Origin of the sequence: Luteibacter anthropi (assembly GCF_023699965.1) — a bacterium.
Classification (GTDB): domain Bacteria; phylum Pseudomonadota; class Gammaproteobacteria; order Xanthomonadales; family Rhodanobacteraceae; genus Luteibacter; species Luteibacter anthropi.
In genome coordinates this window covers 411,808-430,415 of record NZ_CP077072.1, presented here as the reverse complement: position 1 = coordinate 430,415, position 18,608 = coordinate 411,808, and the positions used below count along the sequence as shown (strand labels likewise).

The window sequence follows — 18,608 nt, the reverse complement described above, 5'->3', positions numbered from 1 at the left end:
ATGGAACTGATCCTGGCGGACGAAGAAGCCACGCTGGCCCTGGGCAGGCGCCTGGCCGAGGCCCTGCCCGACGGCCTGGTTGCCTTCCTGCATGGCGATCTAGGGGCCGGCAAGACCACCTTTGCCCGGGCCTTCCTCAAGGCGCTGGGTGTGGGCGAGCGGGTGAAAAGCCCCACCTACAGCCTCGTCGAAGGCTACGACATCGGCGAACGCCGGGCCTTCCACCTCGATCTCTACCGCATCGCCGATCCCGGTGAGCTGGAATGGCTGGGGCTGGACAGTCTCTCCGAGCCGGGCGCGATCGTGCTCGTCGAGTGGCCCGAACGAGGGCAGGGTGCGCTGCCGCCGGTCGACCTGGAGCTGTATTTCCGACATGACGGCATGGGACGCGTCGTGGGCTTCCAGCCCCGCTCCGAAGCCGGTCGCCGCCTCGTACAAGCCCTGGGCCTGTAGGAGCGCGCCTCGCGCGCGACCCGTCCTGCGCGAAATCTCACACTTCGCCCCGCGCGGCGCGCGCGAGGCACGCTCCTGCATAGTCAGGTTGTGGACCATACCTGTACGGTCGTTGACGAAGTGTTTGCAGGTTATGGATTACCAAGGGAAAAAATCTTGCAATCAGCGGGCGCTTGCAGTTCAATCCGGCCATATGTGGGGAATCACTAGCAAACTCGGCCTTATCGCGTGCGTGGCAGCCGTCACGGCGCTGGCTCCTGCCATGGGTGTGGCGGCTGATGTAAAGGCCGCGCGCGTCTGGGCCGGGCCCGAGTACACGCGCGTGGTCTTCGACCTGTCCGGCCCGGCCACCTACAAGATGTCCCAGGGCGATGTCCCGGGCACGGTGGTGCTCGATATCGCCGGCAGCTCCGTTTCCGGCGATTTCTCGGCACCCGGCGCCCAGGGCCTGTTCAAGTCGATGTCGTCGGGCAAGCAGGGCGGCAACGCCCGTATGACGGCCAAGGTCGATACCCAGGCCAAGCCGAAGAGCTTTCTGCTCAAGCCGGCCGGCGACTACGGTTACCGGCTCGTGCTGGATCTATATCCGGGCGGCCAGAGCGATCCGGGTGACAATTCGCCCGGCGACAGCTCGCCGGGCGGCAGCGATGGCGGAGATTCCCCGGCGGTTGCCGACGCTCCGACGCCGCCACCGGCACCGGTGACCCGATCGTCGCGCGGTTCGCGCGGACGTGCCGTGGCGCCGGGCAAGGTGCCGCCCCCGCTCACGGGCGAGCGCAAGGTCATCGTGGCGATCGATCCAGGTCACGGCGGCGAAGATCCGGGTGCCCGCGGCGCTACGGGCCTGCGCGAGAAGGACGTCACCCTGCAGGTGGGCCGCGAGCTGGCCGACCAGATCAATCGCCAGCCGGGTATGCAGGCATTCCTGACCCGCACCGGCGACTACTTCATCCCGCTGAAGCGCCGTTACGAGATCGCCCGCGAGCACAATGCGGACATGTTCGTGTCCATCCACGCGGATGCCTTCAAGAACAGCGACGCCAAGGGCTCCTCGGTCTGGGTGCTGTCGCCGCGCGGCAAGACCTCCGAAGCCGCCCGCTGGCTGGCCGATCGTGAAAACCGGGCCGACCTGGTGGGCGGCGTCTCGCTGGACGACAAGGACGACAGCCTGGCCGCCGTGCTGCTCGATCTCCAGCAGGGCTACGCCATGCAGGCCAGCGAATCCATCGCAGGCAACGTGCTGAAAGCCCTGGGCCGCCTGGGTCCCACGCATCGCGGCTATGTGGAGCGCGCCAACTTCGTGGTGCTGCGCTCGCCCGACGTGCCGTCGATCCTGGTCGAAACGGCCTTCATTACGAATCCGGCCGAAGAACGCCGCCTGCGCGATGACAGCCATCGTCGCGAACTGGCCACCGCCGTGCTGGGCGGCGTGCGCAACTACTTCGAGTCCATGCCGCCGCCGGGAACCTGGTTCGCGGCACAGGCAGCGCGTCGCAATGGCACCTCGCTGGCCAGCACGGCGGCATCCGCGCCAGCCGCCCCGGCGGTGGCTTCCGATGCCAATGCCGTGGCCTCCGACGCCGTAAAATCGGCCAGCCGGGCCGTGGCGCCCGAGCCGAAAGCCCCGAAAACCAGCGTGGTGGCCAGGGCCGACACACCGAAATCGCGCGGCCGGGCGGACGACAACGTGCGCGACGTGCACCGGGTGACGCGCGGAGAGACCCTGACAGGCATCGCCCAGCAGTACGGGGTGTCGGTCGGGGCGCTCAAGCTGGCGAACAAGATGACCGACAACAACGTGCGAATCGGCTCGATCATGGTGATTCCGTCCGGCTGACGGGCCTGCGCGGGCATTTGACGCGTGGCGCGTGCCGGGCGGTTATAATCCGCCCCGACAGACCGGCATTCCCGCCGTACGAGGTTTTCCTATCTTGAGTTCTCCCGCCCCCCGCAAGGCCCGCTCCGCCGACGGCAACGAAGTACTCCGCCAGCGCGTCGTCGCAGCCCTTGAAGACCTCAAGGCCAAGGATGTCCGTGAGATCGACGTCCGCGGCAAGACCTCCGTCGCCGATACCCTGTTCATCGCCTCGGGCACCTCGGCCCGCCACGTGAAGTCCATCGCCGATGAGGTGGTGAAGTTCGCGAAGGAAGCCGGCGTGATGCCTCTGGGCGTCGAAGGCCAGGCCGAAGCCGAATGGGTGCTGGTCGACCTGGGCGACGTCATCGTCCACGTGATGCTGCCCCGTATCCGCGAGTTCTATGGGCTCGAGCGTCTGTGGACCGTCGGCGACGACGGTGCCGACGCCGCCGCCAACGACTGACGCCCGCGATGCGGGCTCGCCTCATCGCCGTCGGCGAACGCATGCCGGCCTGGGTGGCCGAAGGCTTCGCCGAATATCGCAAACGGCTTTCGCACGAGCTTCCGCTCGATCTGCTCGAGATCAAACCCGGCATTCGTGGCAAGGGCCGCGATGATGCGAAGGCTACCCTCGATGAGGGTGCGGCCATCCTCGCCGCGCTTCCTCGCGATATCCATGTCGTCGCGCTTGATGGGCGTGGCAAGACCTGGTCCAGCGAAGACCTGGGTCGCCAGCTCGAACAGTGGCGCATGGGTGGGCGCGACCTGGCCTTCCTGATCGGTGGCCCCGACGGGCACGCGCCCGAGGTGCTGGCGCGCGCGGACCAGAGCTGGTCGCTGGGGCCGCTGACGCTGCCGCACATGCTTGTCCGTCTTGTGCTTGCCGAGCAGCTTTATCGCGCCACGACGCTCGTGGCAGGGCATCCCTATCACCGCGCCTGAAGGAAACGCCGTGCTCTACCTGGCTTCTCAGTCCCCGCGTCGCCGCGAACTCCTTGGCCAGATGGGCGTGGCGTTCCAGACACTCGACGTAGATGTTGAGGAAATCCGCCAGTCCGGGGAGTCGCCCGATGCGTATGTCTCGCGGGTGGCGCTGGACAAGGCGCGCGCTGGCCATGCGCTGGTGGCCGCCGACCCGGTGGCACGCGTGCTGTCTGCCGACACCGAAGTGATTCTTGGCGACGAAGTCTTCGGCAAGCCCCGCGATGCCAGTGATGCCACCGCGATGCTGCAGCGCCTTTCCGGCCGCGAACACCGCGTGGTATCGGCCGTATGGCTCAAGGATGCCGCTGGAGAGCGTGGCGAGGTGGCCATATCCACGGTGCGCTTCGCAGCGCTCGACGACGCGCAGATTGCCGCCTACGTGGCCGGCGGCGAATGTTTCGGCAAGGCGGGAGCCTATGCCATCCAGGGCGGCGCGGCCGCTTTCATCTCCCATCTGTCGGGCACGTATTCCGGCGTGATGGGCCTTCCGCTGTACGAAACTTCACGACTTCTCCGGGGTCAGTGACATATCGTCCGCACGCGGGCTATAAAGTGCGGTGAACAAAGGAAAAGGGGCGGCGGTGAGCGAGGAGATCCTGATTAATGTCACGCCGCGTGAGACACGCGTCGCGATCGTTGAAAACGGCATGTTGCAGGAAGTCCACGTCGAGCGCGCGCAGAAGCGCGGCTACGTGGGCAACGTGTACAAGGGCCGTGTGCAGCGGGTGATGCCCGGCATGCAGGCGGTCTTCGTGGAGATCGGGCTTGAGCGCGCCGCGTTCCTGCATGCCTCGGATATCGTGCGTGCGCCCGTGCAGGCCACGGATGCCGCCGAAGGCAAGAGCAACGGCCATGGCCCCGTACCCCCCATCAGCGAACTGGTGCACGAAGGCCAGGAAATCGTGGTGCAGGTGGTGAAGGACCCCATCGGCAGCAAGGGAGCGCGACTCTCCACGCATTTGTCGATTCCCTCGCGCTACCTCGTGCTGCTTCCGCATTCGCGCACGCTTGGCGTTTCCGTACGCATCGAGGACGAAGCCGAGCGCCAGCGCCTGAAGGATGTCATCACCCCGCTCATCGGTGAAAACCCGTTGGGTTACATCGTGCGCACCAATGCCGAAGGCCAGTCGGAGGAATCCCTGGCCTTCGACGTGACCTACCTGGGCAAGGTATGGCGCGTGGTGCAGGAAAATATCGCGAAGGCGAAACTCGGCGAGCGCGTCTACGAAGAACTTTCGCTGCCGTTGCGTTCGCTGCGCGATTCGCTCAACGAGGGCATCGAGAAGGTGCGCGTGGATTCACGCGAAACCTACGAGAAAACCGTCAAATTCGTGCAGAAGTTCATGCCGGTGCTGTCGGGCCGGGTAGAGCATTATTCCGGCGAGCGGCCCATCTTCGACCTGTACGGCGTGGAGGATGAAATCCAGCGCGCCCTGCGCAAGGAGGTGCCGCTGAAGTCGGGCGGCTATCTCATCGTCGACCAGACCGAAGCGATGACCACGATCGACGTGAACACGGGCGGCTACCTCGGCAGCCGCAACCTCGAGGAAACCGTGTACCGCACCAACCTGGAGGCGGCGCAGGCTGCCGCGCGCCAGCTCCGGCTGCGCAACCTGGGCGGCATCATCATCATCGACTTCATCGACATGGTGGAAGACGAACACAAGCGCCAGGTGCTGCGCATGCTGGAAAAAGGCCTCCAGCGCGACCACGCGAAAACCACCGTCTATCCGATGTCGGCCCTGGGCCTCGTGGAGATGACGCGCAAGCGCACTACGGAAAGCCTCGAACGCCAGCTCTGCGAGCCGTGCCCGGCGTGCAGCGGTCGCGGCACGCTGAAGACGGCCGAAACCGTCATCTATGAGATTTTCCGGGAGATCACCCGTGCGGTGCGCCAGTTCAACGCGCAGAAGCTCCTGGTGATGGCCAGCCCGAAAGTGGTGGGACGCATCCTCGAAGAGGAATCGGCCGCCGTGGCCGAACTGGAAGAGTTCATCGCCAAGAGCATACGCTTCCAGGCCGAAGAGCATTATTCGCAGGAACAGTTCGATGTCGTACTCCTCTAAGCCCGGCGGTCACCGCCGGATTCCGGGCCGGTGAGTCCGGCCTGGCGCCATCGCGCAAGACGCCTGCGGTTCTTCCTTCTGGGGCTGGTCGCGAGCGTGCTGGTTGCGCTCGCCATCGTGATGGCCATGGGGCAGTTGCTGCTGCCCCTCGCGGCGCGCTACCCGGAGCGCGTGGCGGCACTGCTCAGCGAAAAACTGCACAAGCCCGTTCACTTTGCCTCGCTGCAAGGCTTCTGGCGTCCATCGGGTCCGTTGTTCGTGATGCGCGATGTCACCGTGGAGAGCACGGAGGGCGGCGATACGCTGCATCTGCCGCAGGCCGCGGTGAAGCTCGACTTCGGTGCCTTCGTGCTGCCGTCGCGTCACCTGCTCAACCTGCGCCTGCGCGATCTGCGTCTTGGCCTGCGACGCGCGCCGGACGGACGCTGGAGCATCGATGGCTTCGGTGCCGGCGGCAATACGCAGAAGGTATCCTTCGGCAATCTCTCCGCCGATCTGTGGCTGGGCAACCTGCGCCTGGATATCGCGGATGAAACGACGGGGCGCGATTACGCACTCATTGCCGATCAGCTGCGCATCAGCCTGCAAGGGCAGGCTGTTCGCGTCGGTGGCACGTTGCGCCGCGACAAGGGTGGTGGCCTGCTCACTGCTGCCGGCCGCTTCGCTGTCGACGGTTCCGATGGCAAGGTGTATGTGAAGGGCAGCGAGGTGGACTTCGCCGCGCTCACGTCCGATTTCGACATGGCGGGTTATTCGCTCGCCACGGGGCGAGGCAGCTTCGAGGCCTGGCTCGACTGGCGCAACGCTCACGTGGTCAGGGCCACATCGCGCATCGATCTCGACGATCTGAAGGTGCGTGGCCTCGAGCGCACCGTGGCGACGTCCGGGCTGCACGGCATCATCGACCTGCATCGCAACGCCGATGGCCAGCGTATCGACTGGGCGGGGCGCGACGGCAGCGATCTGGCCCTGTTGCTGAAGAGCGCAGGCACGCGCAGCGAGGGCACCATCGTGGCCCGCAAGCTCGATCTTGCGCCGCTGGCGCCGTGGGCGGGCGTGCTTCCCGACCTGTCACCATCCATCGCCCGCTGGCTGGGCGAAGGTCATCCGCGCGGGCAGTTCGACAGTGTCCGCGCCGACTGGAATTCCGATGACGGCCTGAGCTTCGCGCATGCCACTTTCTCCGGCCTTGGCATCGATGCGAGCGGCAAGCTGCCCGGGTTGTCTTCGCTCCAGGGCGAAGTATTCGGCGATGCCGAGGCGCTCACCCTCAGCCTGCCACGGCAGGCCACCACGATCGACGCCACCGGTGTGTTCCGCAAACCGTTCGCGATGTCGGCGATCGAAGGTGACGTGACGGTTTATCGTGAAGACGACGACTGGCACATCGGCGTGGATCCCCTCGATTTCCATGGCGAGGGATTCAGCGGGCAGGCGCGCGGTGAATTCGTGGTGCCCCATGAAGACACCGGTCCCTTCATGGACATGTACGTCGCGCTGGGCGAGGGCGACGTGCCGGCGGCCAAGTTGTTCTGGCCGATCCACTCGATGTCCGAAGGCGCACAGAACTGGCTCAATCGCGGCCTCGTTTCCGGTCACATCGTCGGTGGCTCCGCAGTGATTCGTGGCAACCTTCGCGATTTCCCGTTCCATGAGCACCAGGGGCGCTTCGAAGCGCGTGCGCTCATCGACGATACCGTGCTCGACTACGGCAATGGCTGGCCAAAGGCCGAAGGCATCACGGCCGTTGCCAGCTTCATCGACAACGGCATGTATATCGACGCGAGCGAGGGGCACTCCCTTGGCAATGCGGTGAGTGCTGCCACGGCAACCATTGCCGATTTCGGCGAAAGCATGCTCGACCTGCGCGTGAGTGGCGCAGGTACAGGCACCAGTTTTCTCGACTTTGTGAAGAACAGCCCGGTCGCTGGCAACAGCCGCGATGCGCTGGACAAGATGAAACTCGGCGGCACCGGTGAGTTCGGTTTCAACCTGCTCATGCCGCTGAAAGACGCGAAAGACTTCACGCTCGACGGCAAGGCCGCCATCAAGGATGCCGATCTCGTTGCAAACGAGTGGAAGCTGAAGCTCGACAAGATCACAGGTCCGATGAGTTTCGATGGCAAGGGCTTCAAGGCGTCTGGCCTTAAAACGTCGTTTCACGGACAACCCGCCAATCTCGATCTCGCCATCGCCGGAGGCACGGACGATCCCGGCAAGATCGTGACGGCCTCGGTCACGGGTGCGTTCACCGTCGACGAGATGGTCTCCGGTTACGACAACCTCAAATGGCTCGGCGATATCGCGAAGGGACGCGGCAATTTCCGCGTCGGTTTTGAGCTGGATCGCGCCGATCAGGGAACGGACCCGCAGTGGCTGACCGTCAATTCCGATCTGCGTGGCGTCGAACTGCTGATGCCCACGCCGGTGAAGAAGCCTGCGGCCGCTCCCCAGCCGCTGTCCGTGCGTATCGGCTTGCCCGTGGACGGCGCGCGGCTGGATCTTGCACTGGGTGACATCGTGCGCGGACGCCTGCGCCTGCCGGATGAAAAGAACAAGCTGCCCCTGGCCGCGGCGTTCAATCTCGGTGCCACGCCACCGGCCAGCCTGCCGCCGTCGGGATACCTGATCGGCGGCAAGTCGGCACACCTGGATGTGTCGGGCTGGGTGCAATACGTCGTGGGATCGGCCACGGGAAGCGACGGCCCCGGCCTCAATAACCTCGATCTGCAGACAGATGACGGCGAGGTCTTCGGCCAGCATTTCACCAACATGCACCTGGTAGCGAAGCCCGGCCCGCAGGAGCTCTCGTTGCGTGTCGACAGCGATGGCATGGTGGGTGAGATGACCGTGCCCAATGACGATCTTCGTCGTCGCGGCATTACCGCGCGCATGGACAAGCTGTGGTGGCCGGCGGCTGACGACGCCGCAGACGCGGCCAGGAAGGGGCGCGCTGCCGCTGGCGCTGCAACCACGGCGGCCGCGACCGTGGCCAAGGCCGAAGACCATGTCACCGCACCGGCCACGGCTGCCTCGGCTGCGGCGAAGAAACCGGCCGATGCCGCCGATACGGGCGTCACGCCGTCCAGCCTGCCGCCGTTGCACCTGCATGTCAGCGATCTTCGCCTGGGCAAGGCAAGGCTGGGTGAGGCGCGTCTGGAAACCTGGCCCACGGACGAGGGCATGCATATCGACCAGATACGTGCGCAGTCGAAGAACGTGCAGATCACGGCCACGGGCGACTGGAACGGCGACGAGCACAACAGCCGCACGCACCTGGCCATGGACTTTGCGTCCGAAGATGTTGCACGCATGCTCGATGCGCTGGGCTTTGTCGGCATTTTCCAGGGTGGACGCACCGAGGCCCGCCTCGACGCCGTCTGGCCCGGTGGCCCCTCCGCACTGGCGCTGGCGAACATGGACGGCACGCTGAAGATCGACATCGCCAATGGCCGCATCCTCGAAGTGCAGCCCGGCGTGGGCCGCCTGTTTGGCCTGGTTTCCGTAACGGAACTGCCTCGTCGCCTCGCGCTCGATTTTGGCGATGTGCTCGGCAAGGGTTTCGGATTCGACTCGATCAACGGCGACTTCCGCTTCGCCGATGGCAGCGCCACGACACAGAACCTGAAGATCCGCGGCCCTGCGGCCGAGATTTCCATCACGGGCCGCACGGGCCTGCGCACACGCGATTACGACCAGGAAGTGCTGGTGGTACCCCATGTCGGCAACAGCCTGCCTGTGGTGGGCGCGCTGGCCGGTGGCCCGGTGGGCGCGGCGGCAGGCCTGGCCGTGCAGGGCATTCTGGGTCACGGCCTCAACCAGGCCGCGCGCAAGCGCTACCACGTCACCGGCACCTGGGAAAAACCCGTCATGACGCCCATCGACAAGGGCGAACCCTCGACAGCCAAGCCGGCACGCTGACGTCGCACGGCTGGCTGGCAGACGAACTGGCCGCCATCATTCCGTGGTCCGAACTGTCCCGCACGCTGCCCGCTCGGAAGGCGCCTGCGGCGGCTGGCGCTGCCAAACGGCGTCCGAAGGTTTAATCTCGTTGTTTCCGGCCCCATCTCGGGGCTCTACCGTTCTACTGCCGGCCATTCCTGATGGATTCCCTGATCACCCTCGCCGAACGTCGTCTGCTCACCCCGGGTGGCCTTGCCGCCACCGATCTCGATCGCGTGTTCTCCCAGCTGATGGGGCCCTCGATCGACGCGGCGGACCTCTACTTCCAGCATTCGCGCAGCGAATCCTGGGTGCTGGAGGAGGGCATCGTGAAGGATGGCAGCCATTCCATCGAACAGGGCGTGGGCGTGCGCGCCATCTCGGGCGAGAAAACCGGCTTCTCCTACTCCGATGAAATCGTGCTGCCCCAGCTGCTTGAAGCCTCGAAGGCCGCCCGTGCCATTGCGCAGGGTGGTGCAGGGGCAGGCAAGCCGCTGGCGCTTGCCACGGGGCGCGGGTTGTATCCCGCCATCGATCCGGTAGAGAGCCTGCCCAACGAAGAGAAGATCGCGCTGCTACGCGAGGTCGACGCCTATGCCCGCTCGCGCGATCCGCGCGTGAAGCAGGTGGTGGTCAGCCTCTCGGCCACGCTCGATACCATCCTCGTGGCCGCTTCCGATGGCACGCTGGCGGCCGACGTGCGCCCGCTGGTGCGGCTCAACGTGCAGGTCATCGCCGAGCAGGGCGGTCGCCGCGAGCAGGGACATTCGGGCGGTGGCGGTCGCTACGGCTATCGCGAGCTGCTCGAAAACGGTCGTGCGCACGCGTTCGCCGAGGAAGCCGTGCGCCAGGCACTGGTCAACCTCGAAGCCGTCGATGCGCCCGCCGGCAGCATGACGGTCGTGCTCGGCCCGGGCTGGCCCGGGGTGCTGCTTCACGAGGCCATCGGTCATGGTCTTGAAGGCGATTTCAATCGCAAGGGCAGCTCGGCCTTTGCCGGCCGCATCGGCCAGCGCGTGGCTGCCGAAGGTGTCACCGTGGTCGACGATGGCACGTTGCCGGGACGTCGCGGCTCGCTCAGCATCGACGACGAAGGCACGCCCACCGAGTGCACCACGCTGATCGAGAACGGCATCCTCAAGGGCTACATGCAGGACAAGCTCAACGCCCGCCTCATGGGCGTGAAGTCCACGGGCAACGGTCGCCGCGAATCGTTCGCGCAGCTGCCGATGCCGCGCATGACCAACACCTACATGCTGGCCGGTAACCGTGAGCCGGAAGAAATCATCCGCTCGGTGAAGCGTGGCCTGTATGCCGTGAACTTCGGCGGCGGCCAGGTCGACATCACCAATGGCAAGTTCGTGTTCTCCGCCAGCGAGGCCTATCTCATCGAAGACGGCAAGGTCACGCGTCCGGTAAAGGGCGCCACGCTCGTGGGTTCGGGGCCTGACGTGCTCACGCGCGTTTCGATGATCGGCAACGACCTCGCCCTCGACGAAGGCGTGGGCGTGTGTGGCAAGGATGGTCAGAGTGTGCCCGTGGGCGTCGGTCAACCGACGTTGCGCGTCGATGGCATGACAGTCGGTGGAACAGCCGCCTGACGTCTTGTTCAAATCTATCGGTGACGCGTCAACCCTGAAGCGCGTCACGAATTGCGATGCCGGTCGCAGGAATTGTCGTATTTTCTGGCAATTTGTATTGTGACGATCATTTCTTGCGTGGATGATCCTGCGTGAAGACAGCGTATGGACGTCCAAACCGGTAGCGACGCCGGGGCTCGTACAGCCCGTTAGCCAGGGCTTGGTTGATCCACCCACGAGCAAGACGAAGGAAGCCGGCGGAAGGATCGCCGGCTTTTCACGTCGTGCGCGATGGGGAAGCGCTGTCCGACAGCGACTTCAACCAGGGGAACCACCCAATGAAGAGTCATCCCGTAGCACCACCAGGAAGCATGGGGCGCAGGAGGCTTGCGGCCTTCATCGCCACTGCGCTCCTTGGTGTAACGGTCACGGCGCAGGCCGTGACCGTGGCGCCATCGGATCGCCAGGACATCAACCTCGGCGCCCAGCCTTGGAAGTACACCAAGCAGTGGATCGTCAATCCGAACGATCCCAACGTCTACGCACCGCTCCCCAACGGGGATGATGGTGCGGCCGTCAACTACGACGACAGCAAGTGGCTCACCGTGGGCCTGCCCCACGCGGCCAACGATTTCACCACCTTCATCAACCAGGAGTCCGGCGGCGGCCAGGGCAGCCTGGACGGCGAGACCAGCTGGTATCGCACGACGCTGTCGAATTCCGCCCAGTGGCGCGGCAAGAAGGTCATGGTGGAATTCGAAGGTGCGCATACGGGCGACCGTGTGTACATCAACGGACACTTCATCCCGGGTACCGGCGTGCTCAACCAGCCGGGCCAGCCGGACGCGCAGGCGACCCATGTGATCGGCTTCCTGCCGCACATCGTCGACCTGACCTCGCCTTCGGTCATCCAGTACATGAAGTTCGATGGCACCGACGTGCTCGCCGTCAAGGTGGGTCGTTCGGGTGGCGGATTCTTCGAGGACCCGGGCTTCTCCGGTGCGTTCCGCTTCGGCCAGTCCGAGGCGGGCATCTTCCGTCCGGTAAAGCTGCACGTGACGAACCTCGTGCACATTCCCGAGAACGTCTACGCCGGCCAGAACACCTGGGGTACCTACGTCGCCACGCAGGCGCTGAGCGCCGACCATTCCTCGGCGACCATTCGCGTACAGACCAATGTCGCCAATGAGTCGGGCGTGGCGAAGACGGTGACGCTGATCACCCAGATCGTCGACGCCAACGGCGTGGAAGTGGCACGCGACCAGCAGGACAAGACGCTGGCACCCACCCAGCCGCAGAACGACAACGCCACGCCGATCTTCGACCAGACGCTGACGGTGTCCGATCCCACGCTGTGGTTCCCGAACGGCAGCCCCGACGGCAAGCCGTATCTCTACCACGTGATCCATACCGTCAGCATCGACGGCCAGGTGGTGGATGCCAAGCAGAGTACGCTGGGTATCCGCATGATCACCTGGGACAAGGATTTTCCCTACGTCAACGGCAAGAAGCAGTATCTCGTGGGCGGTTCCGGCCGTTACGACTACCCGGCCCTGGGTTCGTCGGTGCCCGAGGAACAGCAGTGGCGCGACCTCAAGGACATGGCCGCGATGGGCGGCAACCTTTGGCGTCCGGGCCATTCGCCGTCCAGTCCTGAATTCGTCGATGCGGCCGATGCCCTGGGCGTGTTCATCGTCCAGCCCAGCGGCGACGGCGAGAACGGTTTTGCGAACGTGTGCAATCCGTCGGACAAGGATTACCAGCAGTGCAAGGACATGTGGACGATCAAGCGCGAGGTCCATCGTGACATCGTGATCCGCGATCGCAGCCACCCGTCGATCGTTGCGTGGGAACACGACAACGGCCAGATGGATACGCCGTTCGCACAGGAACTGCGCGCCCTTGCCCGCAAGTGGGACAACGTCAGCCCCCGCGCTGCCGCCGACCGTACACCGAACGACCAGAACGGCGACATCCTCAGCTGCTCGAAGGCCGGTTGCGAAACCCACCTGCACCAGGTCGACTTCCCGAACAAACCCGCCTGGGGTGCCGAGTACTGGGGTCCGGGTGGTTCGCGCAGTGCATACGACACCGAGCTGGCCTTTGCCCTGAACTACCTCGTGCCGTTCTCGCAGGCGCGTGCGGTGAATACCTTTGGCATGGCGCAGTGGTACTACGCCGATACGCCGGGTGAAGTGATCGAACAGGTCGATGGCCTGGAAGATGCCACGCACTGGGTCTACCAGCTGGATGCGAACGGCAACATCGTGAAGCATCCGGATGGCACGCCGGTGAAGGCCTTCCGTCACAACTCGCGCGGCAACAACGCGTCGATGACCGACGCGAACCGCTTCCCGCGCATGCTTTATTACATCTACGAATCCGTGTGGATGCCGTACAGCGTCAAGCCGATGGTGAAGCTGGCCAACACCTGGAATCGCAGTGGCGATATCAAGGTGGATGCGTTCAGCAACTGCCCGGCCGTGCGCCTGTTGATCAACGATGTGCCGCAGGGCACCGACCAGGTGCCGAACCGCTGGGATTCCATCGACACCGCTTCGTACGACGCCGAAAACGGTGCCGTGGACGAAAACACCGGCAAGATCGTGGGCGTCAGCACGGCTGAGCAGACCACGAAGCTCCCGGGTCAGGTTCACTGGAATGTGACCTGGCAGTCCGGCAAGGCCGTGGCCCAGTGCATCGACGGTGGCGTGGTCCGCACCGACAGCAACGGCAACCCGGTGCAGGACATCCTGTACACCGCCGGCACCGCCGATCACATCGATCTGCAGGTGGTCAACACCACGGACCCCATCCGCAAGCCGGACGGCACCGTGTTCCAGGTCACTGCCAACGGCTCCGACGCGGCGTTCATCGTGGCCCGTGTGCTCGATGCGCAGAACCACCTGGTGCCTGATGCTACGCAGAAGGTGAACTTCGACGTCACCAGTGGTGACTCGCTGGTGACCTACCAGGGCGGTACGCAGGCCTACGTCGACTACAGCGCGGGTGAAGTGCCCGATCCGAATGGTGGCATCGCCGAACCGATGCATTACTACCATGCGCCGGGCTCGCACGAGCTGCAGTTCGAAGGTGGCTTGCAGAAGATCGCACTGCGTTCGAAGTTCACCACCGGTACCGTGCAGGTGACGGCCACCGCAGCCGGCCTCAAGCCGGGTTCGGTGTCGTTCAACATCGCACCCGTGCCGCAGGCCCCGTCGGTCTCCGGTCCGCCGTCGATCATCGCGCAGCCGAACGACGACAGCGTCACCGTGGGCGATGTAGGCCACTTCTCCGTGACGGCCTCCGGCGCTCCGCCGCTGACCTTCACCTGGAAGAAGAACGGCGTTGAAATCCAGGGTGCGAACCAGGCGAGCTACACCACGCCTGCCACGGTGCTGGGCGACAACAACGCGAAGTACACCGTCGTGGTGCATGGTCAGGGTCCGGACCAGGAATCGACGCAGGCTACGCTATCGGTCTCGGCCTTCCAGCAGGTGACCATCACGCAAGACCCGGCGCCGGCTAACGTCGACCAGGGTCAGACGGCTCATTTCACGGTGCGTGCGTCGGGTTCGCCCACGCTGAAGTATCAGTGGATGAAGAACGACCAGGTGATTCCGGATGCCAATGGCCTGACCTACGACACGCCCGTGCTGAATGTCTCCGACAGCGGCAGCACGTACTCCGTCGTGGTCAGCAACTTCGGCAGCCAGATGGGTTCGAAGGAAGCGCAGCTCACCGTCAATCCGGCACGTCCGCCGGCCTTCACCGGTACGCTGCCCGACGTTCGCGCCAATCCGGGTCAGCCTGCCACCTTCGACGTCACGTCGCTGGTGACCGGCACTTCGCCGTTCCACTACAAGTGGTCGCACAACGGCCAGGCCATCGGCGACGACCAGCCCACGCTGACCGTCAACGGTGTCACCCAGAACGACGTCGGCACCTACTCGGTAACCGTCACCAACGTGCTGGGCGATGCCGCCGCGGCCACCATCTCGGCCAAGCTCACGCTGGCTCCGCCGGGTGCGAACCTGGCCCGCCAGAAGCCGACCACCTCCACGGAAGTCGAAAACCCGAACGGCACCGCCTCCTGGCAGGCCGTGGATGGCGACGGCACCACCCGCTGGGGCTCCAAGATTGGCGACAACGGTGCGTCGCTGACGGTGGACCTGGGGTCGTCCCGCGTGTTCAACCGTGTCGTGATCAAGTGGGAAAATGCCCACGCGTCCGACTACAAGGTGCAGTACTCCGATTCCCCGGACTCGGGTTTCCAGGATGCATTGCCTGAAATCACGAACAGCCTGGGCGGCGTGGAAGACATGACCTTCCCGCAGCCGGTCAAGGGTCGCTACGTCCGCATGCAGGGCGTTACGCGTGCCACCGACTACGGCTATTCGATCTACGAGTTCGAGGTTTACAACTCGGCCGGTTGCTGCAACACCGGTGATCGTTACCAGCTCGTGCCGGGCAAGCTCGATGGTCAGCCGACCACCGACGTGACCGATACGCTCAGCGGCCTGACTTGGGATCGCATCCAGCGTGGCTTCACCGACCAGGGCGCGCAGTTCACCCAGTCGGTCGCCGCCGGTGAGTGCGCCAAGGACAACATGCGTCTGCCGACCCGTGACGAAGCGCTGGCCATCAGTGGCCAGAATGCCTCGACCGCGGCGTTCCCGGGTGCATGGACGACCTGGACGGACGGCCAGGACCCGACCGATGCCACCTTCGCCTACCAGGTGACGTCGCAGGGCGTGGTCAATCGCGTGGTCGCCGAGAACAACCCGGGCCACGTGCTCTGCGTGCTGGGTAACAAGGCCATCGCCCCGGGCATCGCAACGCAGCCGGCCAGCCAGACGGTGGGTGCGACGCGTGCGGCGAAGTTCGTGGCCGTGGCGACGGGCGTGGCTCCGTTTGCCTACGACTGGTACCGCGTGACCCAGGGTGCCGACGGCCATGACGTCGAAACGTTCCTGTCCAGCACCTCGGACGGCACGTATACGACGACGGCGCTTGCAGCAGCCGACAACGGTGCACGTTTCCGCGTCAAGGTGACGAGCGCGCAGGGCCTGACCTCGGTCAGCAGCGATGCCGTGCTCACGGTCGACAACTCGACCAACGGTGTGGACCCGGTCTTCGGCACCACGCCGAACCAGCCGAACCAGCCGGGCAACCCGAACCAGCCGGGCACCGGTACGCCGGGTGACGGGCAGGGTGGCACCAACATCGCCCTCCATGCGACGGCCACGTCCAACGGCAACGAGAACGATGGTTATCTCGCGCCGGCCGGTGCGGTCGATGGTGACTTCACCACCCGCTGGAGTTCCAAGTTCCAGCCGGAAGCATGGATTGCCCTCGACCTGGGCTCGCAGCAGATCTTCGACCACGTGATCCTGCGCTGGGAGAATGCCTACTCGACCCAGTACACGATCGAAGTGTCCAACGACGGCAATGCATGGCAGTCGGTCAGCAGCCAGCCGTACGCCGGTCTGGGTGGCGTGGAGCGTCGTGACTTCGCTGCGCAGACGGCACGTTACGTCCGCATGCACAGCACCGCGAAGAGCAGCCAGTACGGTGTCTCGCTGTGGGAGTTCGAGGTGTATGCCGCACCGCTGCCGAAGATCGTCGGCCAGCCGCAGTCGGCCGTGGTGACGGCGGGCCAGCCGGTGACCTTCACGGTCGGCGTCCAGGCCAACGGCACGGTGTCCTACCAGTGGCGTCACAACGGTGCCCCGGTCCAGGGTGCCACGCAGGCCACGCTCAGCTTCACCCCGGCCACCGCCGATGCCGGTAACTACGATGTCGTGGTCACCGACAACGCCGGTCGTTCCGTGAACAGCAACCCCGCCACGCTGACGGTGAATGCGGCCATCCCGCCGCAGGCCCCGACGCCGCCGCAGGGCAACGTCAACCTCGCCCTCCACCAGCCGGTCACGGCTTCGGACGTCGAGAACCCGGTGGCCTTCAAGGCAGCCAACGTCAACGACGGTGACACCGGCACGCGCTGGTCGTCGGGCTTCACGAACGACCAGTGGATCAGCGTCGACCTCGGCGCGGTCAAGAGCGTCAACAAGGTCGTGCTGAGCTGGGAAAACGCACATGCCAACGACTACGTGATCGAAGTGTCGATCGATGGTCAGGCATGGAACAAGGTGGACGAGAACCCGACCAGCACCGGTGGCGTGGAAACGCGTACCTTCGCTGCGGTGTCCGCACGCTACGTTCGCATGCGCGGCATCACCCGTAGCACCCAGTACGGCTACTCGCTGTGGGAAATGGAAGTCTATGGTCCGGACGACGGCAGCACCACGCCACCTCCGCCTCCGCCGCCCCCGCCGCCGCAGGGTGGCAACAACGATCCGTCGCAGGGCTTCAACTACGACGTGTATCCGGGCTTCATCGGCGCGTCGCTGCTGAACAAGACCAACGGTAAGTGGACGGACGACCAGATCTTCGTGGAAGTGATCGCGAAAGATCCGGCCAACAACGGTGTGTTCTCGTGGGTGAAGCCGGACGGCACGATTGTTCCGATGAACATCGCGGACAACACCGGCCCGGGCCACCTCACCAAGAATGGCGATACGTTCCCGAACTACGCGTTCACGCTGAAGCAGGCCAAGCTGCTGAAGCTGCCGCCGCTGTTCTCGGGCCGCATCTTCATCTCTCTGGGCGAACCGCTGTACATGAAGAACGTGCTGGGTGCCGACGGCGTCCTGGGCTTCGCGGGTCCCAATCCGCTCAACGCCACGGACCCGAACCTCGACATCCGCTACGACTGGTACGAGTTCACGTGGGGCGACAACGGCATCTGGATCAACACGACCCAGGTCGACCAGTTCTCGATCCCGCTTACCCTCGACCTGTATGGCGATGGCAAGACGAACCACCAGAAGGCCGGCATCACGGAAACCCGTGACCAGATCTTCACCGAGTACAACAAGGAAGTGCCTGCGGAGTTCCAGATCGCCAACCTCGGTCCGGACACCGTTCGTATCCTCGCCCCGGGCAAGGATGCGTTCGACTACAACAAGCCGCAGGCCCATTACTACGATGCGTATGTCGATGCGATGTGGCAGTACTACGAAAACCACACGCTGAAGATGACCATCGGCCAGAAGGAGTTCGAAGGTGTCGTGGTGGATGGCGTGCTGACGTTCCAGCACACCAATTGGGCCACGTTCCACGAGCAGGACGAACCGGAAGGCATGCTGTTCAATGTCAGCAAGCCGACCACGCAGGATGTGCTCGAAGGCAAGGGCAACCTCGCCAACTCCCACGATCCGTGGGGCGTGGAAGGCCAGCTCGAAGCACAGCTGTGTGGCGCGTTCAACCGCCACGTGGTGCAGGATGTGACGACGTGGAAAGACGACAGCCAGTATTACCTGCAGGCTCCGTCGAACTACTACTCGCGCTTTTGGCACGCTCACAGCATCGACGGCAAGGCCTACGGCTTCTCCTACGACGATGTCTCCGACCACAGCTCGTCGCTCATCGACGGCAAGCCGGAACACCTCGAGTTCGGAATCGGCTGGTAAGGTTCTGATGCGGTAAAAACGAAAAGGGCGGTGGAGCAATCCACCGCCCTTTTTCGTGCGATTTCACGTTGCATCCAACCGCGCAACTTGTAGGAGCGCGCCTGCGCGCGACCGGTTGTCGCGAAAACCATCATCGTTTCGATTCAACCGGTCGCGCGCAAGCACGCTCCTACAGGCGATGCGTGTCGCA

9 protein-coding genes are annotated in these 18,608 nt (G+C 64.8%); all 9 read left to right on the top strand.

Annotation, left to right across the window (positions count from 1 at the left end):
- The 9 genes from tsaE to KR767_RS01915 all read left to right on the top strand — a co-directional run bounded on the left by tsaE (window position 1) and on the right by KR767_RS01915 (window position 18,418).
- Window positions 1-453 (top strand): tRNA (adenosine(37)-N6)-threonylcarbamoyltransferase complex ATPase subunit type 1 TsaE, encoded by a 453-nt coding sequence (gene tsaE / locus KR767_RS01955; RefSeq protein WP_250877945.1) that lies wholly within the window; start codon window positions 1-3, stop codon window positions 451-453.
- Between the two features lie 193 nt (window positions 454-646).
- The gene (locus tag KR767_RS01950) at window positions 647-2,290 is read left to right on the top strand and encodes an N-acetylmuramoyl-L-alanine amidase (RefSeq protein WP_250877944.1); all 1,644 of its coding nucleotides are present in this window, start codon (window positions 647-649) and stop codon (window positions 2,288-2,290) included.
- Between the two features lie 94 nt (window positions 2,291-2,384).
- Complete coding sequence (gene rsfS / locus KR767_RS01945) at window positions 2,385-2,774, top strand: ribosome silencing factor (RefSeq protein ID WP_166951294.1); 390 nt, start codon at window positions 2,385-2,387, stop codon at window positions 2,772-2,774.
- Between the two features lie 8 nt (window positions 2,775-2,782).
- A complete protein-coding gene (rlmH, locus tag KR767_RS01940) occupies window positions 2,783-3,253 on the top strand; it encodes a 23S rRNA (pseudouridine(1915)-N(3))-methyltransferase RlmH (RefSeq protein ID WP_250877943.1) in 471 nt (156 codons plus the stop codon).
- Between the two features lie 10 nt (window positions 3,254-3,263).
- The gene (locus tag KR767_RS01935) at window positions 3,264-3,821 is read left to right on the top strand and encodes a Maf family protein (RefSeq protein ID WP_284732866.1); all 558 of its coding nucleotides are present in this window, start codon (window positions 3,264-3,266) and stop codon (window positions 3,819-3,821) included.
- A 55-nt stretch (window positions 3,822-3,876) separates the two neighbouring features.
- Window positions 3,877-5,361, top strand: coding sequence for a ribonuclease G (rng, locus tag KR767_RS01930; RefSeq protein ID WP_166951303.1), 1,485 nt, complete (start codon window positions 3,877-3,879; stop codon window positions 5,359-5,361).
- 30 nt (window positions 5,362-5,391) lie between these two features.
- Window positions 5,392-9,282 (top strand): YhdP family protein, encoded by a 3,891-nt coding sequence (locus KR767_RS01925; protein WP_250877942.1) that lies wholly within the window; start codon window positions 5,392-5,394, stop codon window positions 9,280-9,282.
- A 182-nt stretch (window positions 9,283-9,464) separates the two neighbouring features.
- Window positions 9,465-10,904, top strand: coding sequence for a metalloprotease TldD (gene tldD, locus KR767_RS01920; RefSeq protein WP_166951308.1), 1,440 nt, complete (start codon window positions 9,465-9,467; stop codon window positions 10,902-10,904).
- A 317-nt stretch (window positions 10,905-11,221) separates the two neighbouring features.
- Window positions 11,222-18,418 (top strand): beta-1,3-glucanase family protein, encoded by a 7,197-nt coding sequence (locus tag KR767_RS01915; protein WP_250877941.1) that lies wholly within the window; start codon window positions 11,222-11,224, stop codon window positions 18,416-18,418.
- Window positions 18,419-18,608 lie beyond the last annotated feature (190 nt).